Origin of the sequence: Novosphingobium sp. (assembly GCF_965228995.1) — a bacterium.
Taxonomy (GTDB): domain Bacteria; phylum Pseudomonadota; class Alphaproteobacteria; order Sphingomonadales; family Sphingomonadaceae; genus Novosphingobium.
Window position 1 is genome coordinate 1,524,870 of record NZ_OZ245852.1, and the last position, 23,222, is coordinate 1,548,091.

A 23,222-nucleotide genomic window follows, 5' to 3' on the forward strand; every position below is an offset into this window, starting at 1 on the left:
ATTGAAAGGGGCGCTCCGTAACGGTCGGTAGAATGTTTCCCGACTGTGGCCGAAGCGCCGCAATTCAGCCGATCAGAGGTTGGCCGCGTAGAGCGCGAGCATGCGGCTCCAGGCTTTTTCGGCCTGCACCCTGTCGTAGATCGGGGCGTCGATCGTGCACCAGCCGTGCTGCGCGGGATAGACTTCGACCTCGGCGGGGCGGCCAGCGGCCTTGGCGGCGGCGGCGAGGGCGGTCTTGTCGCCGGGGGCGCTGGCATCGTCGTTCTGGGCGATGGCGAAGAGGAACCCGGCCTTGGTTTTGGCGATGAGATTGACCGGGCTGTCCGGCCCTTCTCCGACAAGGCCCGCGCCGTGGAACGAGGCGGCGGCGCCAATGCGGGTAGGCACGGCAGCGGCGGTGCGCACGGTGTAGGGGCCGCCCATGCAATAGCCGCAGGTGCCGATCTTCCGGGCGGTATCGACTTCGGCTTGCGTGTCGAGCCAGGCGGCGAAGGCCTTGGCGTCGCTCATCGTGCCGGCGGGGGTGATCCCCGCGATCAGCGGCTTGAGCTTTGCCTGACCTTCAGGGGTGCGCCAGGCCACCAGCGAATCGAGCACCGGGGCGACCGCGCCGCGATAGTAGTGGTTGACCACGAGGACGGCATAGCCCGCCGAGGCGAGGCGGGAGGCCATGGTCTTGTAGGCTTCGCGCAGGCCGGCGATATCGGGCCACATGATCACGGCGGGATGCTTGCCGGTTTCGGGCGTGTAGAACCAGGCATCGACCTTGCCATCAGGCGTGGTGACAGTGACCGGGCGGCCTTTGACGGGGAGATCGCCCGGAGCCTGCTGGGCCATGCTGCAGCCGGGCATCGTGGCGAGCACGGCGGCGCTGGCACCGGCGGCGCTGAATTGGCGGCGGCTGAGCCAGAGGGCGTTTTCGGTTTCGGTCAGATCGTCACACACGGGATGGGGCCTTTCGCTGGGGGGCGCGTCGCTGGCGTAATTTACCCAATGGCTGGTTCGTGTCGAGCGAAGTCCGTTCCTGCACCTTCGTCATCGGCGCGCAGGCAGGGATTCAGGGAGGGGTGGCGCTGTGGCTGCGCTGGGTCCCCGCCTTCGCGGGGATGACGAGTGAGGGAGGGGAACCGTTCTGATCGAGCGCAGTCGAGATCGGCATCGCGCGCTGAACGGTTGTTTCGCTGATTTGCACACCTTCGTCATCCCCGCGCAGGCGGGGATCCAGAGCGTAGTGGCGCTGTGGCTGCTCTGGGTCCCCGCCTTCGCGGGGATGACGAGTGAGGGAGGGGAGCGGAAGTCAGGTCAGGTCGCCGAGGCCGATGACCGTGCCGGCTTCGGCGGCGGCCATGGCGGCGCGGCGGAGGCGTTCGATTTCGAGGCGGGCGGGCGGAGCTTCTTCCTGCGGCAGGGCGGCGAGGCTCTTTTCGTAGATCTCGCGGAAGTCCTCGGCGAATTCGGGGTGTGTGAGGATGAGGCCATCGCCCTGCTCCATGCCGCGCAGGATCTTGGTACCGACTTCGTAGGGGTCCATCCCGGCTTCGAAGGCGGTGCCGAATTGTTCGAGTTCGCTGCGGTCGGCGGGGGCGAAGCCGCTGCCCGCGAACTCTGCCGGGCGCTTCAGCGCGGAATCCCACGCATTGGTGCGGGTGAGCGCGGGGCAGCACAGCGAGCAGCCGATGCCGTGAGGCGCGAGGTTGTAGCGCAGCGATTCGGTGAGGCCGCGCACCGCGAACTTGCTCGCGGTGTAGATCCCCGCCTGCGGGCCGGGAAGGAAGGCGGCCATGCTGGCGATGTTGACGACATGGCGGCGGCCAGTCGCGGCCTTGAGCTTGGGCAGGAAGCTGACGAGGCCATTGACGACGCCGCCGAAGTTCACGCCCATGATCCAGTCGTAATCGGCGTAGCTGGCCTCGTCGGTAGGGCCGAAGACGCTGACCCCGGCATTGTTGACGAGCACATGGACCGTGCCGAAATGCGCTTCCACCGCCTCGGCGGCAGCGGTGAAGTCGGCGCGGTCGGTGACATCGAGCTTGATGAACAGCGGTTCCTCGCGGCCCTTGGCGGCGAACCACGCGGCGGTCTGCGCGCGGTGATCCTCGTTGCGGTAGCTGAGGGCAAGGCGCAGGCCCGCATCGCTGAAGGCCTGCGCGGCGCCGAGGCCGATGCCGGTGACGCCGCCGGTGATGAACGCGACTTGTCCCGCGAAGCTCATGCCTTTGCCCCTTCGACAAGGCGTTTGCCGGCGGTTTCAGGGAGGCCGAACGTGGCCACCACGGCGGCGATCACGACCATGATGAAGGGATACCAGAAGCCCGCCATGACGCTGCCGGTCGTCGCGACGATAGCCTGCACGATGAAGGGCATGAAGCCTGCGAAGATGCCGACGCCGAAGTTGTAGCTGGTGGCAAGCGAGGAGTAGCGCGTGCGGGCGGGGAACTGTTCGGTGAGCCACGCGCCCATCGGTCCGTAGGTGAGGATGCCGGGCAGGCCGACCACGACCATCGCGATGACAATGATCAGCAGGTTTCTGGCAGGCGGCGAAACCGGCTTGGTGGTGTATCCTGCGGCGGCGAGGGCGGCGTCGAGGCCTTCCATCGGCGCGGGTTGCCCGCCGATGTTGACGACCGGCGCCGTGCCGGGAGGTGCATCCTGCTTGGTATAGGGCACGCCCGCGCGGGTCAGCGTATCGAGCACTTTGCCGCAGGCACTGGCCTGCCCGTGCTGCGCGAAGGGATTGTAGGTGCACTCCGCGCCGGAGACGACAACGGGATGCTCCTTTGCGGCGCGGGCGAGGGCGGGGTTGGCCTGATCGGCGATGAGATGGAAGCCGGGGAACAGCACCACCAGCATCATGAGGTAGCCTGCGAGGACTACCGGCTTGCGCCCGATGAAATCAGACAGCCAGCCCGCGAGCACATTGGTGAAGGCCATGACGGCGAGTACGCCAATCAGCAGCGTGCGCGTGAGCACAGGGTCCATGTGCACCGAAACCTGCATGAAATTGAGCAGCTGGATCATGCCGATATAGCCGCAGATCGATTGGCCCACCGCGCCGCCGAACGTGGCCGCGAAGAGGCGGCGCAGCTGCTTTGGCGTGGCATAGGCCTCACGCAAGGGCGTGCGGGCGAGTTCGCCGGCCTTCTGCATGGCGACGAAGACCGGACTCTCGGAAAGCTTGAGGCGCATCCACACCGAGATGGCGAGGAGGACGAGGCTGGAGATGAAGGGGATGCGCCAGCCCCAGGCGATCCATGCTTCCTCGCCCACCAGCGTCTCTGTTGCGAGGACGACGAGGAGGCTGAGGGAGAAGCCCGCCGAGGCGCCGATCTGGATCCAGCCGGTGTAGAACCCGCGCTTCTTGAGCGGCGCGTGTTCCGCAACGTAGATCACCGCGCCGCCATATTCGCCGCCGACCGCAAGGCCCTGCAGCGCGCGCAGCACGACGAGGAGGATCGGCGCGGCAATGCCCCATTGCGCGAATGTGCCGAGGAGGCCGATCGCGGTGGTGGCAAGGCCCATCAGGGTGATCGTGACGAGGAACGTGACCTTGCGGCCGAAGCGGTCTCCAAAGGTGCCGAAGATCGCCGCGCCGAAGGGCCGAGCCGCAAAGCCGACGCCGAACGTGGCGAGCGCGAGGAGGAAGCCCGCCGCCGGGCTGGAGCCGGGGAAGAACAGCTTGCCAAACAGCGGCGCGAGCGTGCCGTAGATATAGAAATCGTACCATTCAAACGCCGTGCCTGCCGCCGATGCGGCGATCACGGTGCGGATTTCGGCTACGGATGGTTCTGCTTTCGGTTCGCGTTGCGAATCCATTCTTCTCTCCCCTTTGCGGCAGCATGGCCGCAGCAGAGGCGATTGCCAATCGTTTCGCGAGTTGTTAGCCTACCTTACAAATATCCGCTGAGGCGGAGCGAACGGGAGCAGGATAAATGTCTGATATGGAAGCGCGTCTTGCTGCGCTCGAAAATCGCGTCGGCGAGCTTGAGGACATCAACGCGATCCGCCGCCTGCAATGGGCCTATGGCTATTACATCGACTACAACCGGCCTGAGGAAGTGGCGGGGCTGTTTGCCGAGGACGGGGCGGTGGTGTTCCTTTCCGGCGAGTATCGCGGCCATGCGGGGGTGATGCGGCTCTATGGCACGTGGATCCAGGAACTGTTTACCGGCGGCAAGCGCGGGCCGGTGCATGGCTTGCTGCTCGACCATTTCCAGCTGCAGGACGTGATCACCGTGGCGCCCGACCGGCTGACCGCCAAGGGCCGCTTCCGGGGTATTCTGGCAGGCGGCTGGCACGATGAGGTGCTGGGCGAAAAGCCCGAGCACATGCCGCAGCAATTCTGGGAATCGGGCATCTACGAGAACGACTACGTGCGCGAAAACGGCGTGTGGAAGATCAAGCGGCTCGATTACCTGATGCAGTGGCAGGGCGATTACGAGACCGGCTGGGCGCATACCGTCTCGCACTTGCAGCCCGCGGTGGTGTGCTATCCTGAGAACCCGACCGGGCCGGATGTGATCCTGCCCGAGAACAACTACCGCCAGACCTGGCCGCACCGGCAGGAAGTGCCGATGAGCTTTGCCCATCCGGTGCTGGCGGAGGCGTTTCGGGTGGAGGCGTTTGCGGGGTTGAAGGGGAACTAGGGGCGCGCTGTGCTGGCGGGTGTGCACGGAAGGTAGCCAAACCCCGTGTCAAGCACGGGGCGACGAGGAGTTTGGGGTGGGGAGATTTTAACACCCCCCCTCCTCGCGACCTCGCATCAGGCATGGCGGCTCGGTGGAAAGGGCGGCTGGGTCTCCATCAGGGACAACCCTGACCCGCTCCCGTCATCCGCGCCAGAATCGCCTGCGCCGCGGCATGGAACACCGCGCGTTCTTGCGGCGTGAAATCGGCGAACAAGTGCTCGCCGACTTTGGCCATCGCCGGGATTGTCTGGCGGAACAGGTCCATGCCCGCAGCCGTCAGCCGGACTGGCTTGCGGCGGCGGTTGGAGGCGTCGCGGACGAGTTCGACGAGGCCGCGGGTGTGCAGTGCGGCGATTGCGCGGCTCACGTTCATGGGCGGCAGGCCCATGATCTCGGACAGTTCGTGCCCCGCCAGTTCGCCTTCGCCGCCGAGCGCGAGGATGATCTTGAGGTCGTTGGGGGCAAGGCCCATCGGCTCTGCCACGCCTTCGCGCATGGGCCGCGCGATGAACGTGCCCAGCTTGAGCAGATCGACGAGGAGGGCGGCATCTTCGCCCAGATCGAGATCGGGGCGGGCGGGGGCTGCGGACGTGGCGGGCTTGGCGACCATTGCGCGCTTATCGCGTTGACGGACCGCGACGGCAAGAGGGCTGGTGTGGCCCCCTCGCGCGGCGGTGGAAGACCTGTCCACCGTGCGGCGGAAGGGTCTTGCCAAGGAACAATTAGTATGTCTTACTAACAAACGGTAGAACGGTCCCGCAGAGGACCAATTCTTGGAGAGGGGATCACCCATGGCGAAGACACCCACGCAATTCGTGCGCCTGCTCGCTGCAGGAAGTGCCAGTGCACTGGCACTCGTTCTGGCGGTTCCGGCCACCGCGCAGCAGGCTCCGCAGGCCCAGCCGCAAGACGGCGCGCAGGCGGCAGAGGATACCGGCGGCATCAAGGAAATCGTCGTTACCGCGCAGTTCCGGTCGCAGAAGCTGCAGGATACGCCGCTATCGATCACCGCGATCGATGCGAACCTGCTCGCCTCGCGCAACCAGACCGATATCTCGCAGATCGCGGCGCAGGCGCCGAACGTACAGCTGACCCCGCAGGGCGGCGCTTTCGGTTCGTCGATGGCGGTCTATATTCGCGGCATCGGCCAGTACGATTTCAACCCCGCCTACGAACCGGGCGTGGGCCTCTATGTCGACGATGTCTATTACGCCACGCTGACGGGATCGGTGCTCGACCTGCTCGACCTCGACCGGGTTGAGGTGCTGCGCGGGCCGCAGGGCACGCTGACCGGGCGCAATTCGATTGGCGGTGCGATCAAGCTGTTTTCCGCCAAGCCGACCGCGGAGGACAGCGGCACGGTCGAAGTGGCCTATGGTTCGCGCCAGCGGCTCGACCTGCGCGGAAGCGCGAATTTCAAGCTGGCCGAGGGGCTCTATGCGCGCGTCTCCGGCGTCTACAAGAAGCAGGACGGCTATGTCGACCAGGTCGACTATGGCTGCGCCAATCCAGGCAACAAGCTGGGCCTCACCGGCAATGCTTCGACCCCGGCGAACTGCGTCGTCGACAAGCTGGGCGAGAAGAATTACGCGGGGCTGCGCGGTTCGCTGCGCTACAACCCGAATGACAAGATCGACTGGATCGTCACGGGGGACTATTCCTACGAAAAGCGTACCAATGCGGCGGGCGTGATCACCGCGATGAACACCGCCAAGACCGGCGGTGTCGACTATACCTGCGGCCGGTTCTGCACGTATGCGAGCTTCTACATGCCCGCAGGTGGCCAGGCGGGGCAAGCCTATTACATGCCCAACACGACCAAGTTCACTGGCTGGGGCGTGTCGAGCAACCTGACGCTGGGGCTTTCGGATTCGATCAAGCTGCAGGCGATCACCGCCTACCGCAAGTATCACGAAATCTTCGGCACGGACGATGACTACACCCCGGCGCCGCTGATTGCCGGTGGCGGCTTCAACGATCTCAGCTTCCGCTTCTTCAGCCAGGAATTGCGGCTCAACGGCAAGATCGGCAACCTGGCCGAGTGGACCATCGGCGGCTTCTACAACGACCAGAAGTCGGTCTACTTCACGCGGCAGGACATCCGGTACATTGTTCCGATCGGCGTGCCCTCGCTGTTTCTCCAGTTCCAGGGCAACGACCCGATCAAGGCCAACAGCAAGGCGGTGTTCGGTACGGTGATCCTGCATCCGGCCCCGGCGCTGACCGTGACCGCCGGCGTGCGCTATACCAAGGAGCACAAGGACTACACGTTCTCGCGCACGCAGTGGGACGGCGGCGTGCTGACCGACATCTTCGGCGTGGGGGCGCTCAATGGCAGCGTCGCCAACTACGACGGCCACCGCGTCGATTGGCGCATTTCGGCCGACTACCGCTTCAGCCCGCAGGTTCTGGCTTATGCGACGGTGAGCACCGGCTTCAAGGGTGGCGGCGTGACGGCGCGTCCGTTCACCAAGGCGCAGGCGGTCAACGGCACATTCAATCCGGAAACGCTGACGGCCTATGAAGCCGGCCTGAAGACCGACCTGTTCGACCGCAGGCTGCGGCTGAACATTGCGGGCTTCTACAACGACTACAAGAACATCCAGCTGCCACTGGCCGATTGCGCGACGCTCGACGGGTTCGCGCCCGGCAAGGATCCGTTCCCTTGCGCCGCCATCGGCAACGCAGGTGACGGGCACATGTACGGCGCCGAACTCGAGATCGCGGCGCATCCCGTCGAAGGGCTCGACATCGACGCCTCGGCCAGCTGGATCGACGGCAAGTGGACACGGCTCGACCCGACCAAGCTGGGCCCGGCAACCAACCCCAATGCGGGCATCCAGATCGGCGATCCGATCACCACGCCCAAGTGGCGCACCAGCTTCGGCATCCAGTACCGCGCGGAACTGGGCGGCGAGAAGGGCTCGATCACCCCGCGCTTCGATGTGTCGTCGATCAGCAGGCAGACGCAGGGGCGCCTCGCGGGGAGCCCGGTGCTGGACTACAACCCGGCGCGCGCAATCGCCAATGCGCGCGTGACGTGGAAGAACGGCAAGGAAGACCTTTCGATCTCGTTCGAGGTGCAGAACCTGTTCGACAAGTACTACGTCCAGCCGCTGCGCTTTGCGGCGCTCTATGGCTTTGCCGGCACGGCCTATGCGACCGTCGGGCGGCCGCGCGAATGGGCGGTGACGGTGCAGAAGAAGTTCTGAGTTTTCAGGCATACCCTGTCATGAGGGGAAGGGGCGGCCAGCGATGGTCGCCCCTTTTTGCATGCGGGGCCTTGCCTCAATCATAACAAATGGTAGATTTAGGTGAAAGCGCCGATGCGTGCGCTGCAGGGAGAGAATTGATGCTGCCAGCAGGCGCCAACATCGCGCATCCGGAAAAGCTCTATATCGGCGGCCAATGGGTGCCGGCGCACAGCGGACGGCTGATCGCGCTGATCTCGCCCGATACCGAGCAGGTGGTGGCCCGCGTGGCCGAGGCGGACGAGGCCGATATGGACGCGGCGGTGGCAGCGGCGCGCCTTGCGTTCGATCACGGGCCGTGGCCGGTGACGCCCCCGGCGGAGCGGATCGCGGCGTTCCGGCGGATGGTGGGGCACTTGCGCACGCGGGTCGATGAGCTTGCGCGCTGCTGGACAGCGCAGATGGGCGGGCTCGCGAGCTTTGCGGGGCCGATGCATGCAGGGTCTGTCGCGGTGCTGGAAGGCATTGCCGCGATCGCGGAAGGGTTCGCATTTGTCGAGCAGCGGCCGAGCATGGGCGCGGCGGCGGGGTTTGTGGTGCATGAGCCGGTGGGCGTGGTCGCGGCGATCGCGCCGTGGAACGGGCCGTTCGGGATCATGGCGAACAAGGTGGCCTATGCACTGCTGGCGGGCTGCCCGGTGATCATGAAGCCTTCGCCGGAAACCCCGCTCGAGGCCTATATCATTGCCGAGGCGGCGGAAGCGGCGGGGCTGCCGGCGGGGGTGGTGAACCTGGTGACCGGACACCGCGAGGCGAGTGATCACCTCGTGTGCAATCACGGCGTGGACAAGGTGAGCTTCACCGGATCGACCGTGGCGGGCCAGCGCATTGCCGCCGTCTGCGGGGAGCGGATCGCGCGCTGCACGCTGGAACTGGGCGGCAAGTCTGCCGCGCTGGTGCGCGATGATTTCCCCATCGATATTGCCGCGAAGATGCTCAGCGGAACGATCACGATGATGAGCGGGCAGGTCTGCGCGATGCTGAGCCGGGTGATCGTGCCGCGCGCGCGGCATGACGAACTGGCTGCGGCGATTGCGGACGAGATGCGCCGTGTGGTGATCGGCCATTCGGACGATCCTCGAACACAGCTCGGCCCGCTTGCCATGGAGCGGCAGCGCGACCGGGTGGAGATGTATATCGCGGAAGGCCGCAAGGTAGCCGATCTTATGTGTGGCGGCGGGCGGCCGGCGCATCTGGGTCGAGGCTATTTCATCGAGCCGACGCTGTTTGCCAATGTGCCGAACGACAGCCGGATCGCGCAGGAGGAAATCTTCGGACCCGTGCTCAGCCTGATTCCGGCGGAGGACGAAGAGGACATGATCCGCATCGCCAATGCGTCGCGCTTTGGCCTCAATGGTTCGGTGCTGACGCATGATGTTGATGCAGCCTACCGGATCGGGCGGCGGGTGCGCGCGGGCGGCTTCGGGCAGAACGGGCTGCGGATGGATTTCGGCCTGCCCTATGGCGGGTTCAAGCAATCGGGCATCGGGCGCGAGGGCGGGCGCGAGGGGTTGATGCCCTATCTGGAGGTCAAGACGCTGCTGCTGGATGGGGTGCCAAGCGCCTTGTAGCCCTCTCCCCTTCAGGGGAGAGGGTTGGGAGAGGGGGACTTGCGCTGTGCCCGCGCCCCTCTCAACTTCGGCTAGGCAGCAAGCTGCCAAGCCTTCGTATCTCTCCCCTCAAGGGGAGAGAGCACAGCAGCTTTCACCCCAGTTCCACGCAGCCGCCGTCGACGTAGAGATCGACGCCGTTGATGAAGCTGGCCTCAGGGCTAGCCAGGAACAGGACGGCGCGGGCGACTTCCTCTGCCTCGCCCATGCGGCCGAGCGGGACGACACCGCCGAGCATCGCGCGGGTGGCGGCGATCTCGGCCTCGCTCGCGCCGCGCTTGAAGATTTCGGTCTCGGTCGGGCCGGGGCTGACCATGTTGACGCGGATCCGGCGGGGGAGGAGTTCCTTGGCCGTGGTGCGGGCCATGGCGCGCAGGCCTGCCTTGGCCGAGGCATAAGCCACGTTGCCGGCGAGCGCGAGTTCGCTGCCGATCGAGCCGGTGATGACGATGGCGCCGCCGTCGCGCAGCAAGGGCAGGGCGCTCTGGATGGCGAAGAAGGCGCCGCGCAAGTTGACCGAGTGGATGCCGTCCCAGAATTCCTCGGTCACTTCGGGAATGGCGGCGAAGCCGCCGACCCCGGCGTTGACGAACAGCACATCGATGCCGCCGAGGGTGTGCTCGATCTCGGTCATCGCGGCCCTGGTCTGGCCGACATCGCCCATGTCGCTGGCAATGCCGAGCGCGCCGAGGCCCCCGGCAGCGGCAGCGAGGGTTTCCTTGTTGCGCCCGGTGATGGCGAGCTTGGCGCCCTCGGCGGCGAACATCTTCGCGGCGGCGAGGCCGATCCCGGCATTGCCGCCGAGCACGACGACGCATTTATCGGTGAAACGCATGGGTGACCTCAGAACATCGTGTTGGTGTTGGCGGCGGCTTCGGGGACGGGCTGGATCACGTCCCAATGCTCCATGACCTTGCAGCCCTTTACGCGGAACATGTCGACCACGGCATAGCCGCGTTTCTGTTCGGGCGTGCCGCTTTCCTGCCAGCCATGGCTATGCGCGGCGACGAGGCTGCCATCGGCGATGATCCGGCGGATCTCGGTGTGCTGGCCGGGGTTTCCTTCGACGAACTTCTCGAGGAAATTGATCGCCGCCTCGCGCCCGGTCTGGGCGAAGGGGTTGTGCTGGATGTAGCCCGGATCGACCCACTTCTCGAACGAGGAACGGACCTTCTTCTCGATGTAGAATTCGTGGAGGAACCGGGTGACGACCTGCTTGGGTGTGAGCTTGCATGTTTCGGCGTGGGCGAGGCCGGGTGCCGCAAGCAGGGCGATCGCGGCGAGGAGGATGCGGCGCATCGGGCTTCCTTTCAGAACATCGAGTTGGGATTGACGGGATCGGCAGGCACGTCCTGCAGCACGTCCCAGTGTTCGACGATCATGCCATCGGCGCAGCGGAAGATGTCGACCACCGCGAGGCCCGGATCGCCCGGCCAGCGTTCGACATGGGTGTGGACGATCACGTGATCGCCTTCGGCAAAGCTGCGGTGGATGGTCTGCTTCGCATCGGGCGATTCGACTTTCACATGATCCAGAAAGGCCCTCAGCGCATCGACCCCGGGCGGGGCGAGCATGGAGTGCTGGATGTAGTCCGGCGAAATGTAGCGGTCGACCGCGCCGCTATCCATGGCGATGAGGACATTGTGGTACATCTCGATCACGAGGTCGTGGTTGGCCTGTTCGGCTGCAGTTCGCGCCATCGACTCTCTCCCCTTTTATTCTAACATTTGATACGGTATGCCTGAAATCGAAAGGCGTCAAAGCCTGATGGGAGAGATTATGGACCGCGCTGGTCTCTATGCTGCACTTGATGCGTTCCTTGCTGCGCTGAATGCGGGCGACCACACCCGGCTGAACTGGGCCGAGGGCGCGTATCACAGCGAAAACAACGTGATGCTGGAAGTGGGCGACGGGGTGTGGGGCACGATCCAGCGGCTCGGCGATTACCAGCTGCGCTTTGCCGATACGGCTACCTGCCAGGTCGGCTACTTCGGCACGGTGATCGAGGCGATCGAGGAATCCGCCTTCACGCTGCGGCTGAAGTTGGACGAGGCAGGCGCGATTGCCGAATGCGAGATGCTGATCGTGCGCCAGTCGGACAGCGGCATCAAGTTCGAGAACCCGTGCTATTGGGACAAGCCGATCCTGCACCGCGAGGTGGTGGCGCCGGTGCCGCGGGCCGAGATGATCAAGCTCGGCGATGGCTATTTCGACACGCTCCAGCGCAACGACGGGACGATCCACACCAGGTTCCATCCCGAGTGCAACCGGGTGGAAAACGGCGTGCAGACGACACGCAATCCGGAGTTTGCCAAGATCGTGCCGGTATCGGCGCTGGGCTGCGAGGAGCAGTTTCGCATGGGCAACTACCGCTATGACGACGACCTGCGCGCGCGGCGGTTTCCGCTGGTGGACGAGGAGCGGGGGCTGGTGCTGGCCTTCGGCTTCATCGACCATTCGGGGCGGATCGACGAATACCAGCTGACCGACGGACGCACGGTAAAAAGCCCGGTGCGGCGGCCGCACAGCTTCTATATTTCGGAGCTGTTCAAGATCGACCACGGGATGATCGAGCAGATCGAGGCCAATTTCATCACGGTGCCCTATAGGATGCCGAGCCCGTGGGATTCGCTGTGATGCTCAGGTGGGCGCGAGCATCCTTCGACAGGCTCAGGATGAGCGGCGTTGGGGGTGGGGCCAGACTTGGAGGTGAGCGGCTTTCTCAAACCCCGCTCACCCTGAGCTTGTCGAAGGGTGCTTGCGCCGCATTCGCCGCACTCGCCCTTGGTGCCGCGCCGCCGATGGTCGGCGCGGGTGCCGAATGGGCGAGCCCGGGCGGGGATGCGGGCAAGACGCATCATTCGGCGCTCACGCAGATCAATGCGCAGAACGTTGGCACGCTGGGGCTGGCGTGGCAGGCGGAGCTTGGCACCTCGCGGGGCATGGAAGCGACGCCGGTGATGGTCGGCGGGGTGCTTTATAGCTCGGGCGTGGCGGGGCGGGCCTATGCCTGGGATGCCGCGAGCGGCAAGCAGCTCTGGGCCTTTGAGCCGGACGTCGACATGCAGCTCAACCGGACCGCGTGCTGCGACATGGTCAACCGCGGCGTCGCGGTGGCGCGGGGCAAGGTCTTTGTCGCGGCGCTCGATGGCTGGCTCTATGCGCTCGATGCGAAGACCGGCGCGGTGGTCTGGAAAACCGACTTCATCGAGAACCGCAAGAAAGGCGACAATTCGACCGGTGCGCCGGAAATTGCGGGCGATGTGGTGGTCATCGGCATGGCGGGCGCGGAATATGATGTGCGCGGCTATGTGACGGCGCTCGATCTCGAAACGGGCAAGCTGCGCTGGCGCTGGCATGTGGTGCCGCGCGATCCCGCGCTGGGGCCGCAGGAGACGCCGGAGCTTGAAGCGGCGCTGAAGACCTGGGATCCGAAAAGCCGCTGGGATGTCGGCGGCGGCGGGGCGCCGTGGGATGCGATCGCGTTTGATCCGGAGACGGGGTACCTGCTGGTCGGCACCGGCAATGGCGGGCCTTACGCCACTTCGAAGCGCAGCCCGGCGGGGGGTGATAACCTCTATCTCGGCAGCCTCGTGGCACTCGATCCGAAGTCGGGCCGGATGGTGTGGCACTATCAGGAAACGCCGGGGGACAACTGGGACTTCACCTCGACCCAGCCGCTGATCCTGACGCACCTGAAGGTGGATGGGGCGGATCGTTCGGTGATCCTCCACGCGCCCAAGAACGGCTTTCTCTATGTAATCGACCGGGCGACGGGTAAGCTGATCAAGGCCAATCCGCTGGTGCGGATGAACTGGGCCAAGGGGATCGATCCCAAGACCGGGCGCCCGATCCTGACGCCGGAGGAGAGCGATTATACCTCGGGTCCGAAGATCGTGTTTCCCGCGACTCCGGGCGCGCGCAATTGGCATCCGGCCTCGTTCGATCCAGCGACGGGGCTTTACTATGCGGCGGTGCTCGATCTGGGGAACCTGATCTTCATGACGCCGGGGCAGAAGCCCTTGAAGGCGCGCGGGCTCAATAATGATGCGGCGCTGATCTTCACGAGCGATGTGAAGGATGCCCTTGGCGCGCTGCCGCCGCCGATGGCTGACGCGGTGCGCGCGCTGCCGGCCTATGCCGAGGCGCTGCGCGATCCGGGCAAGGCGCAGATCCGGGCCATCGAGCCGTTGACCGGCAAGACCGTGTGGGCGGCGGATACAGCAGGCTGGCAGGACCGCGCGGGCGTGCTGACGACCGCTTCGGGGCTGCTGATCCATGGCGATGTGGGCGGGCGGCTCTATGTGCGCGATGCGAAGACCGGCGCGGTGCTCAAGCAGATCGAAACGGGCACGCCGATCATGGCGGCACCGATGACGTATGAGCTGAACGGGGTGCAATACATCGCAGTCATGGCCGGGTGGGGCGGCGGCGGGTTCCCGTTCGTGCCGCGCTATTCGGCGGCCTATGACCGGGGCAACATGAACCGGCTGCTGGTGTTCCGGCTGGGCGGGGGCAAGGTGGAGCAACCGCCGCTGCTGCCGCCATTGGAAGTCGCGCCTGAGCCGCCGGCGCAGGTTGCAGGCGCGGACGCTGCGATGATTGCGCGCGGGCGGGGGCTGTTCTTCGGCAATTGCGCGATCTGCCATGCCAACCGGCACCGCTCGATCACGCCGGACCTCAGGCGGATGCAGCCGGAAACGCACGCCATGTTCCGCCAGATCGTGCTGGACGGCGCGCTGGTGCCGGGCGGGATGCCGCGCTGGAATGATGTGCTTTCACCGGGTGATGCCGATGCGATCCATGCCTATCTGATCGATCTGCAGGTCAAGACGCGGGCCGATGAACTGGCGAAGCAGAAGGCGGGCAAGCCGCTGGATGGGCCGAGCCTGACGATCTTGAGCAATTATTGATGGGGACCATCCCCGTTTTTGAACCCCCAACCCCGCTCACCCTGAGCCCGTCGAAGGGTGTTGGCGCTACCGCCGTGCACGATGCTTCGACAAGCTCAGCATGAGCGGGGTGGGAACAAGTTGGGAAAAAGAAAGATCATGGACTTTTCAACACTCGACAACCCCCGGCTGGAGTTCGCCTTCGCCTGCACCTTGCGGTTCACCCGCGTGCAGGTGGTGCCTGATGTGCCGACGGGGGGCATGCGCAGTGCGGTCTATGTCGATGATGGCGAGTTCGAGGGGCCGCGGCTGAAGGGGCGGGCGGTGCCTAACTCCGGGGGTGACTATGCCTTCTTCCGACCGGATGACACGGCGGTTTTCGATGCGCGCTATATGCTCGAGGTCGATGATGGCACCTTGATCTACATGCAGAACAAGGGGTTCCTCTGGGGCCGCGAGCCGGGGACGATGGAGCGGCTGCGCAGCTGGGCGTTTGCGGGCGGCGCGCCTGTGCCGCATGCCGAATACTATCTGCGTGCGCAGCCGACGTTCGAGACAAGCAAGGGCCCGCACGACTGGCTGACGCGGCACGTTTTCATCGGCGTGGGCGAGCGGCGGCCAGATGGCAACCACGTGCGGTATTATGCGCTGACTTAGGCGGTCTTAGCCCCTCCTCTGAAGAGGAGGGGGTTGGGGGTGGTGGCTTGCCGCATGCGCTGCGTTTGCCTGCCACCACCCCCCGGCCCCCTCCTCTAAAGAGGAGGGGGAGTTTGGCTTGACGCTCCGATCGTGCGTGGTACAAAAGCTAACAATTGGTAGAAAATAAGCATGGGAGAATACCGCCGGTGAAGCTGCACCTGCCGCCCCGCGTCAGCCCGAAAGCGTTCGATGCCATGCTCACGGCTGCGGCCGGCGTGGTCGGCAAGGACTGGGTCATGGCGAGCGACGCTGATCGCGATGCCTATTCCGATGTCTATGCACCCGGCTCGTCCGAGGAATGGCCTGCAAGCGCTGCGATTGCGCCCGCGAGCGTCGAGGAAGTGCGCGCCATCGTGCGGCTGGCAAACGAGCACAAGACGCCGCTCTGGCCGGTCGCGCGCGGCAAGAACCTGGGCTACGGCACGGCAGCGCCGCGCATGGCGGGCTCCATCGTGCTCGATCTGGGCCGGATGAACCGGATCCTCGAGCTCGACAGCAAGCTGGCTTACTGCGTGGTCGAGCCGGGGGTGGGCTTCTTCGATCTTTATGAGGCGGTGCAGCGCGAGAAGGCGCCGCTGTGGCTTTCGGTGCCGGGCAATGCCTGGGGCTCTGTGCTCGGCAATGCGCTGGAGCACGGCATCGGTTATACCTCGTACGGCCTCCACGCGCGCAACTTGTGCGGGATCGAGGCGGTGCTGCCCGATGGCGATCTGGTGCGCACCGGGATGGGCGCGATGACGGGCAACCCGGCCTGGCACCTCTTCCCGATGAGCTATGGCCCCACTTTCGATCTCGCGTTCTCGCAATCCAACCTCGGCATCGTCACCAAGGCGGGCGTGTGGATGCAGCCGGCGCCGGAGAGCTCGCTCGAGCTGATCTGGGACATTCCGGCGGTCGACGATATCGGCTGGGTGATCGATACGATCGCGCCGCTCAAGATTTCAGGGCTGATCGACCAGAACGTGTTCATCCCGAGCTGGCTGGGCAAGATGGTGCTGAAAGGACAGCGCAAGGACTTCTGGGACAAGCCCGGCGCGATCCCCGAAGCGCGGGTGGAGGAACTGCTCAAGCAGTATGGGCTCGGCTACTGGCAGGTGGCGCTGCGGCTTTATGGCGACGAGGGTGTGGTCAAGGCCAAGGCCGACGTGGTCAAGGCGGCGATGAAGCGCAATCTGGCGGCCCCGCCGGTGGAGCATTGGTGGCATCCGGGCGACTATATCCACGGGGTCGAGATTACGATGGGGATCCCCTCTGCCGTGCCCCTGCAGATGAGCGACTGGATCGGCGGGCGCGGGGCGCACATGGGCTTTTCGCCGGTGGTGCCCGCGACCGGCAAGCACGTGCTCGACCAGATGCACCGCAGCCGCAAGATCATTGCGGATTTCGATGTCGATTTCTACGCGAGCTTCACCATTGGCGGGCGCTTTGCCAACAACGTCAACATGCTGATGTATGACCGCGACAACGCCGCGGAAGTGGCGAAGATGCGGCGCCTGTTCGACACACTGATCAGCGAGACGGCGAAGGCCGGTTATGCCGAATACCGCACGCATCTGGGCTGGATGGATCCGGTGATGGATACCTTCGATTTCAACGATCACGCACTGCGCCGCTTTGGCGAAAAGGTGAAGAACGCGCTCGATCCCAATGGCGTGGTGGCGCCGGGCAAGCAGGGGATCTGGCCGGCGGCCTATGCCGAACAAAGAGGAGGCAAGGCATGAAGCGCCTGATCCTCGCCGCCGCGCTGCTGACTTCGGCTGCCGCTGTCGCCGCGCTACCCCCCGGTCCGCCGCCGGGGCCGCCGCCGCCGTACCAGATGCGGCCTGCCGCGCCGGCGGGTGACCGGCTGAAGCCAGGCGGGGACGGCAAGGTGCTGTTCGAAGTGCATTGCGGCTATTGCCATCTGCTCGGCGGGATGGGGACCAACCTGCTCACCAAGCAGCGGATGATGATGGGCGAGACGCCGGACAAGGGCCTGCTCGCCAACCGCACCGACCTGACCGCGGACTATGTGAGAAGCGTGGTGCGCCTGGGCAAGGGCGCGATGCCGGGGCAGACCAGGGTCGATGTGACCGACGCCGAACTCGATGCGGTGGCGCAGTATCTCGGAAAGGCGGGCTGATGCGGACCACGCGGCGCGGGGTGCTGAAGGGTGGGGCTCTTGCGGGTGCAGCGGCGGCGGTGCCGGTGGCGGCGCGGGCTGCTGTAGGCGCGGCGGCGGTGGTCTATGACAGCAGGCTGGCCGAATCCGCGAGCTTTGGCGGCGGGCAAGGGATCGACCTTGCGCGCCTTTCGCTGCGGGATGCCCATGCTGCGCTCGCCGGTGCCGCGCGGGTGGAGGGGCTGACGCGGTGGAGCGACTGGACCGTGCTGCGCGCTCTGCTGGAAGAGCAGGGGCTGCGGCGCAGCGCCGAGACGCGCCTTGCCGCGCCGCTTTCCGGGCACGATGGACTGATACGATGGAGCATGGCGGCGCGTTGAAGCGCGTTTCCTCCAAATTACCCTTTCATCAGATGAAATTTGACCGCGCCGCAGCGCTTAGCGTGCGGGCAGTCTTGCGCCTAAGCGAGTGCTCTGTTCTGCCTCTGCGGGCAGGACTGCTTGAACCGGCAGGCGGGCTGATTTAGTATGCAACACTAACAATCAGCTCTGCATGCGCGGAGTCGGGAGAGAGCTTGGCTGCCATGGTCCTCAACGCATGACCCCTGAACGCGTGACCGACGTGACGCTCTATCACTGGGAGCCCAACGCCAATTCGGGCAAGCCGATGCTGGCGCTGATGGAAAAGGGCGTGCCCTTTGCCAGCCACTACATCGATATGCTGCAGTTCGATCAGCACAAGCCCGAGTACCTCGCGATCAACCCGCAAGGTACGATCCCGGCGATGACGCATGGCAGCAGGGTGCTGACCGAAAGCACCGCGATCATGGAATATGTGAACGCGGCGTTCCCGGGGCCGGACCTGATGCCGGCTGACGCGCAGGATCGCTGGCGGGTGCGCTGGTGGATGAAGTTCATGGACCAGTGGCTCGGCCCCAGCTTCTCGATGATCGGCTGGAGCGTCTTTGTGGGCCCGCGCGTGCGTGAGCGCGATCCTGAGGAACTGGCCGCCGCGATCGAGCGCATTCCGCTGCCCGAGCGGCGCGCGGCGTGGAAGAAGGCGATCAGCGGGGACTTTTCGGCAAGCGAGATGGCCGAAAGCCGCCGCCGCGTGGCGCTGGGCATTGCGCGGCTGGAGGACGAGCTCGGCAAGCGCGATTACGTGGGCTCGGATGGCTACAGCCTTGCCGATATCAACATCTTCAATTCGACCTATTCGCTGCCGCTTTCGCAGTCCGATCTCGCCAGCAAGGACAAGACGCCCAACATCATGCGCTGGCTGAAGCGCGTCTATGAGCGCGAGGCGGTGGGCAAGACCTGGGCGATGGGCAAGACCGACATGGCGGCGCGCTACAGCCTGGTGATGGAAGGGATCGTCTGATGGCGCAGGCTGTTCTCTATCACGGCGAACCCAATGGCGCTTCGCTGACGGTGCTGGCGGCGCTGGCCGAGAGCGGGCTCGATATTCCGTGCCAGCCGATCGATCTGCTGGCGGGCGCGCGGCATGGCCTGCCGGGGATCAGCGACTCCATCGCGCTCGACCTTGGGATCGAAGGCGAGGGGCCGGTGCTGGTGGTGCGCGGCGAGGCGATGACGGAATCGGTGTTCCTCGCGCAGTATCTCGATGAGCTGGCGGGGGGCTGCGGCCTGCAGCCTGATGACGCTTATGCCCATTGGGAAATGCTGATGTGGTGCCGCCAGATCACCGAGCGGCTTTCGCCGGCGGCGGCGCTGCTGGGCAATCTGGCGCATTCGCAAGCCGCGATTGCGGCTATTCCCGCGGACGACTTCGCGGCGCTGACCGGCACCATCGTTTCCGACGACCTGCGCGCGCGCTGGCAAGCGCTTCACGACGGCGCAATCGATGCCGCGCAAGTGGCCGACAGCGAGGCCAAGGTCGATCAGGCCGCGCAGCGCTGCGAGGACAAGCTGGCAGACGGGCGCGAATTCCTGATGGGCGATTTCTCCATTGCCGATCTCGTCACCTACAGCTGGCTCGCGGGGATGGCCCCGATCCACCCCGAAGTCTTTGCTGCAAGGCCGCTGACGAGCGCGTGGCTCGCCCGCGTTGCCGTGCGGCCCTGTGTCGTTTCCGCTCTGGCTTTGGCGAACCACGCCGAACCGCTCCGTTCCTGGGCTCCGGGCCCTGAAATCAACCGTTGGGGATAAGACAAGACCATGCGCGCCATCGACTATTTCGACCGCGGCCACGACCGCGATCCGCAGCGTCTCGCGATCATCGATACCGAAAGCGGCCTCAAGCTGACCTTTGCCGAGACCAAGGCGCTGACCGAGCGGATTGCCGCCGCGCTGCAGAAGCATGGCTTTGAAAATCAGGACCTGCTCGGGTTCTATGGCCCGAACGATGGCATGCTGCTCGTGGCGGTGCTGGCGATGTGGCGTGCCAACGGCAAGTGGATCCCGGTCAACACGCGCAACGCGATCGACGCCAACGCGGCCTATATCAACTATGTGCGCCTGAAGTGGCTGGTCTATCATTCGTCGAAAGCCGAAGAGGTGCAGCAGCTCAAGAACTTGTGCCCCACGCTCCAGCACTTCGTGTGCCTCGACAAGCGGCTGGGCGATGATCCGAGCCTCGAGGAATTCATGGCCGGGGTGAGCGAGGCCGATTTCGTCGAGCCCGAGACCGATGCGTTCGGCAACCTGATGGACATGGTCGGCATCTTCCCGACCGGCGGCACGACCGGCCCTTCGAAGGGCGCGAACGTGACGAACCTGGGCTGGGGCACGATGATCGAGACGGCCGCCGACGGCATGGGCGGGCGCACCGACAATCCGGTGGCGCTGGTTTCCGCGCCGATCACCCATGCGGCGGGGCCGATTGCGCTTTCGACCATGAGCCTTGGCGCGACGCAGGTGATCCTGCCCGGCTTCGATGCCGAGGACGTGCTGCGGACCATCGCGGAATACAAGGTCACGCACATGTATCTGCCGCCGACGGCAATGTACCAGTGCCTCGCGAGCCCGGAAATCGGCCAGCACGATTACTCGAGCCTCAAGATCTTCATCCTCGTCGGTTCGCCCTGCAGCCCCGAGAAGCTGCGCCAGGCGGTGGAGATCTTCGGGCCGTGCATGTGCCAGGCCTATGGCCAGGTCGAATGCCCGATGATCGTCGCGTGGTTCCCGCCCGAGGATGTGGCGCGCTTTGCCTATGAGGCGCCCGAGAAGCTGGCGTCCTGCGGCAAGCCGACTCGCTCAATCAAGGTCACCCTGATGGACGATGACGGCAATCACGTGCCGCTGGGCGAGGCGGGTGAAATCTGCGTGCGCGGCGCGCTGGTGACGCATTCCTACTTCGAGAAGCCCGAGGAAACCGCCGAGATTCGCAAGTTTGGCTGGCACCATACCGGCGACGTCGGCAAGTTCGACAAGGACGGCTATCTCTATATCGTCGACCGCAAGAAGGACATGGTGGTCTCCGGCGGGTTCAACGTCTTCACCGCCGAAGTCGAGGCAGCAGTCACCGAACTGGCGCAAGTGCGCGAGGCCTGCGTATTCGGCATCCCGCACGAGAAGTGGGGCGAGCAGGTCCACGCCGTTGTCGTCGCGGAAGGGATCACCGGCGAGGAAATCATCGCCTATACCAAGCAGCGCCTCGGCGGCGTGAAGGCGCCGAAATCGATCGAGTTCATCGCCGCTATTCCCCGCACCGCGGCGGGCAAGATGGACAAGAAGGAACTGCGCAAAAAGTATTGGGGCGATGCGCAGCGTATGGTGAATTGAGCCATGGTGGTTTAATCAGGGCTGGTTTAAACAGTCGATTAAAGCGATCCGGGAAACACCGGACCGAGAGGAGAGGGTAGACAGGTATGCGCGTTTCGTTCGTTCGCAAGCTGGCATTGGCATCGGTTCTTGCACTCGCCGCGGGGGCGGTGGCCCAAACGGGGGCCATGGCCGGTGTGACCGAGGCCATGCTGCGCAACGTGCCGGCGGGCGAATGGCTCAGCTATGGCCGCGATTATGCCGAGCAACGCTTCTCGCCGCTGACGCTGGTCAACGAGTATAACGCCGATCAGCTGGGTCTTGCCTGGTACGCCGATATGGACACCGCGCGCGGGCAGGAAGCGACGCCGCTGGTGCATGACGGGGTGCTCTATGTCACCACGGCCTGGTCGATGGTGAAAGCCTACGACGCCAGAACCGGCAAGCCGATCTGGGCTTACGATCCCAAGGTCCCGCGCGATACACTGGTGCGCACCTGCTGCGATGCGGTAAACCGCGGCGTGGCGCTCTATGGCGACAAGCTCTTCGTGGCAGCGCTCGACGGGCGGCTGATCGCGCTCGACCAGAAGACCGGCAAGGTGATCTGGGAGAAGGTCACCGTTCCCAACCAGACCGACTACACGATCACCGGCGCGCCGCGCATCGTGAAGGGCCGCGTGCTGATCGGCGCGGCGGGCGCGGAATACAAGGCGCGCGGATACCTTGCGGCTTATGACCCTGAAACGGGTAAGGAAGTGTGGCGCTTCAACACGGTGCCCGGCGATCCGGCCAAGGGCTTCGGCAAGGAAGGCCTCAACAAGGCAGCGCACGAGGCGGCGGCCAAGACCTGGGGCAACAAGTGGTGGACCCTCGGCGGTGGCGGCACCGTGTGGGATTCGATCACTTACGATCCCGAGACCAACCTCGTCCTGTTCGGTACCGGCAATGCCGAGCCGTGGAACCCGGCTGCAAACGGCCGCGCGGGTGACAGCCTGTACACCTCCTCGATCGTGGCGGTGAATGCGGACACCGGTCAGTATGTCTGGCACTTCCAGGAAACGCCGGAAGACCGCTGGGATTTCGACTCGGATCAGCAGATCACCATTGCGGACGTGAACATCGGCGGCGAGAAGCGCCACGTCGCCATGCACGCACCCAAGAACGGGCACGTCTATGTGCTCGACGTCAAGACCGGCAAGTTCATCTCGGCGACCCCCTGGGTTCCGGTGAACTGGGCAAAGGGCGTGGATTCCGAGACCGGGCGACCCACCATCAATCCCGATGCGCAGTATGAAAAGACGGGCAAGCCCTTCATCAGCCTGCCCGGCGCGGTTGGCGCGCATAGCTGGCAGCCGCAGAGCTACAGCCCCAAAACCGGGTACCTCTATATCCCGACTAACCTCGCCGCGTTCCCCTATATGGCGGCGGCGGGTTGGAAGCCGACCGATATCGGGTTCCAGACGGGGCTTGATGGCTATGCCGTGGCAATGCCGGCCGATCTCAAGGCGCAGGCCGGGGCGAAGGCGGCGACCACCGGGCAATTGGTGGCGTGGGACGTCGCGAACCGGAAGCCGGCATGGAAGGTCAACCTCGTCGGCCCGTCAAACGGCGGTGTGCTTTCGACCGCGGGCAACCTCGTGTTCCAGGGCACGGCGGCGGGCGATTTCGTTGCCTATACGGCCGATAAGGGCGAGAAGCTGTGGTCGTTCCCCGCGCAAAGCGGCATTATCGCCGCGCCCATGACCTATGTGGTGGACGGCGAGCAGTATGTCGCGATCCTCGTCGGCTGGGGCGGTGTGTGGGATGTCGCCACCGGCGTGCTGGCGAACAAGGCCGGTTCGGTGCGCAATATCAGCCGCCTTCTCGTGTTCAAGCTGGGCGCCAAGGGCCAGCTGCCCGAAGCTCCGCCGATGAACCAGATGGTGCTCGACCCGCCGCCGTTCACCGGCACCCTTGCGCAGGCGACGCATGGCGGGCAGCTCTATGGCCGCTACTGCGCGGTGTGCCACGGTGATGCTGCGGTGGCGGGCGGACTCAACCCCGATCTGCGCCATTCGGGCACGATCGGCTCCGCTGAAGCGCTGAAGGCAATCGTACTGGGCGGACAGCTGCATGAACTCGGCATGGTCTCGTTCAAATCGGCGCTGAAGGCGCCCGACGCCGAGGCAATCCGGATGTACCTGATCAAGCGGGCCAACGAAGACAAGGCGCTGGCATCGCGCTGAGAGACTGCTATATACTAGAACAATCTTGAGAGGACAG

The 23,222-nt window shown here is 65.2% G+C and carries 20 protein-coding genes; 13 read left to right on the forward strand and 7 right to left on the reverse strand.

Translation table 11 applies throughout. The features are described from left to right. Positions 1 to 72 precede the first annotated feature (72 nt). The 3 genes from ACO056_RS07220 to ACO056_RS07230 form a co-directional block, all read right to left on the reverse strand. Positions 73 to 945, reverse strand: coding sequence for a dienelactone hydrolase family protein (locus tag ACO056_RS07220; protein WP_421853950.1), 873 nt, complete (start codon positions 943 to 945; stop codon positions 73 to 75). A gap of 352 nt (positions 946 to 1,297) precedes the next feature. After that, the gene (locus ACO056_RS07225; protein ID WP_421853953.1) at positions 1,298 to 2,212 is read right to left on the reverse strand and encodes an SDR family NAD(P)-dependent oxidoreductase; all 915 of its coding nucleotides are present in this window, start codon (positions 2,210 to 2,212) and stop codon (positions 1,298 to 1,300) included. Continuing rightward, entirely contained in the window at positions 2,209 to 3,813 is a 1,605-nt protein-coding gene (locus tag ACO056_RS07230; RefSeq protein ID WP_421853956.1) for an MFS transporter, read from the reverse strand. Before ACO056_RS07230 ends, ACO056_RS07225 begins: the two co-directional genes overlap by 4 nt. A 116-nt stretch (positions 3,814 to 3,929) precedes the next feature. On the opposite strand from ACO056_RS07230, the gene ACO056_RS07235 reads away from it, so the two are divergent. Continuing rightward, positions 3,930 to 4,643: a nuclear transport factor 2 family protein gene (locus ACO056_RS07235; protein WP_421853959.1), complete on the forward strand. Its 714-nt coding sequence runs from the start codon at positions 3,930 to 3,932 to the stop codon at positions 4,641 to 4,643. Between the two features lie 157 nt (positions 4,644 to 4,800). On the opposite strand, the gene ACO056_RS07240 is transcribed toward ACO056_RS07235, so the two are convergent. After that, positions 4,801 to 5,295: a MarR family winged helix-turn-helix transcriptional regulator gene (locus ACO056_RS07240; protein ID WP_421853962.1), complete on the reverse strand. Its 495-nt coding sequence runs from the start codon at positions 5,293 to 5,295 to the stop codon at positions 4,801 to 4,803. Between the two features lie 181 nt (positions 5,296 to 5,476). Here ACO056_RS07240 and ACO056_RS07245 point away from each other — a divergent pair, with 181 nt between their 5' ends. Beyond that, complete coding sequence (locus ACO056_RS07245; protein ID WP_421853965.1) at positions 5,477 to 7,897, forward strand: TonB-dependent receptor; 2,421 nt, start codon at positions 5,477 to 5,479, stop codon at positions 7,895 to 7,897. Between the two features lie 140 nt (positions 7,898 to 8,037). Further along, the gene (locus tag ACO056_RS07250; RefSeq protein WP_421853968.1) at positions 8,038 to 9,507 is read left to right on the forward strand and encodes an aldehyde dehydrogenase; all 1,470 of its coding nucleotides are present in this window, start codon (positions 8,038 to 8,040) and stop codon (positions 9,505 to 9,507) included. Positions 9,508 to 9,640: 133 nt separating this feature from the next. On the opposite strand, the gene ACO056_RS07255 is transcribed toward ACO056_RS07250, so the two are convergent. The 3 genes from ACO056_RS07255 to ACO056_RS07265 are packed head-to-tail and all read right to left on the reverse strand — an operon-like array spanning position 9,641 to position 11,246. Beyond that, the gene (locus ACO056_RS07255; RefSeq protein ID WP_421853971.1) at positions 9,641 to 10,381 is read right to left on the reverse strand and encodes an SDR family oxidoreductase; all 741 of its coding nucleotides are present in this window, start codon (positions 10,379 to 10,381) and stop codon (positions 9,641 to 9,643) included. Between the two features lie 8 nt (positions 10,382 to 10,389). After that, positions 10,390 to 10,845 (reverse strand): nuclear transport factor 2 family protein, encoded by a 456-nt coding sequence (locus tag ACO056_RS07260; RefSeq protein WP_421853974.1) that lies wholly within the window; start codon positions 10,843 to 10,845, stop codon positions 10,390 to 10,392. A gap of 11 nt (positions 10,846 to 10,856) precedes the next feature. After that, a complete protein-coding gene (locus tag ACO056_RS07265; RefSeq protein WP_421853977.1) occupies positions 10,857 to 11,246 on the reverse strand; it encodes a nuclear transport factor 2 family protein in 390 nt (129 codons plus the stop codon). A 79-nt stretch (positions 11,247 to 11,325) separates the two neighbouring features. Between ACO056_RS07265 and ACO056_RS07270 the strand changes: the two genes are divergently transcribed. The 10 genes from ACO056_RS07270 to ACO056_RS07315 all read left to right on the forward strand — a co-directional run bounded on the left by ACO056_RS07270 (position 11,326) and on the right by ACO056_RS07315 (position 23,185). After that, positions 11,326 to 12,183: a hypothetical protein gene (locus tag ACO056_RS07270; RefSeq protein ID WP_421853980.1), complete on the forward strand. Its 858-nt coding sequence runs from the start codon at positions 11,326 to 11,328 to the stop codon at positions 12,181 to 12,183. Positions 12,184 to 12,290: 107 nt separating this feature from the next. Further along, positions 12,291 to 14,459 (forward strand): PQQ-dependent dehydrogenase, methanol/ethanol family, encoded by a 2,169-nt coding sequence (locus ACO056_RS07275; protein WP_421853983.1) that lies wholly within the window; start codon positions 12,291 to 12,293, stop codon positions 14,457 to 14,459. Between the two features lie 138 nt (positions 14,460 to 14,597). After that, positions 14,598 to 15,095 (forward strand): DUF3237 domain-containing protein, encoded by a 498-nt coding sequence (locus ACO056_RS07280; protein ID WP_421853986.1) that lies wholly within the window; start codon positions 14,598 to 14,600, stop codon positions 15,093 to 15,095. Between the two features lie 188 nt (positions 15,096 to 15,283). Next, on the forward strand, positions 15,284 to 16,858 hold the full coding sequence (locus tag ACO056_RS07285) for an FAD-binding oxidoreductase (RefSeq protein ID WP_421853989.1): 1,575 nt from the start codon (positions 15,284 to 15,286) through the stop codon (positions 16,856 to 16,858). After that, positions 16,855 to 17,259 carry a c-type cytochrome gene (locus ACO056_RS07290; RefSeq protein WP_421853992.1) on the forward strand — a complete coding sequence of 135 codons (405 nt, stop codon included), beginning with the start codon at positions 16,855 to 16,857 and terminating at the stop codon, positions 17,257 to 17,259. The genes ACO056_RS07285 and ACO056_RS07290 overlap by 4 nt, the downstream gene beginning before the upstream one ends. Next, a complete protein-coding gene (locus ACO056_RS07295) occupies positions 17,259 to 17,618 on the forward strand; it encodes a hypothetical protein (protein WP_421853995.1) in 360 nt (119 codons plus the stop codon). Before ACO056_RS07290 ends, ACO056_RS07295 begins: the two co-directional genes overlap by 1 nt. Before the next feature lie 217 nt (positions 17,619 to 17,835). Then, the gene (locus ACO056_RS07300) at positions 17,836 to 18,618 is read left to right on the forward strand and encodes a glutathione S-transferase family protein (RefSeq protein ID WP_421853998.1); all 783 of its coding nucleotides are present in this window, start codon (positions 17,836 to 17,838) and stop codon (positions 18,616 to 18,618) included. Beyond that, positions 18,618 to 19,406: a glutathione S-transferase family protein gene (locus ACO056_RS07305; RefSeq protein WP_421854001.1), complete on the forward strand. Its 789-nt coding sequence runs from the start codon at positions 18,618 to 18,620 to the stop codon at positions 19,404 to 19,406. The genes ACO056_RS07300 and ACO056_RS07305 overlap by 1 nt, the downstream gene beginning before the upstream one ends. A gap of 9 nt (positions 19,407 to 19,415) precedes the next feature. Then, positions 19,416 to 20,981, forward strand: a complete 1,566-nt coding sequence (locus ACO056_RS07310) for a class I adenylate-forming enzyme family protein (RefSeq protein ID WP_421854004.1) — start codon at positions 19,416 to 19,418, stop codon at positions 20,979 to 20,981. Positions 20,982 to 21,067: 86 nt separating this feature from the next. Continuing rightward, positions 21,068 to 23,185, forward strand: a complete 2,118-nt coding sequence (locus ACO056_RS07315) for a PQQ-dependent dehydrogenase, methanol/ethanol family (protein WP_421854007.1) — start codon at positions 21,068 to 21,070, stop codon at positions 23,183 to 23,185. Positions 23,186 to 23,222: the final 37 nt, after the last annotated feature.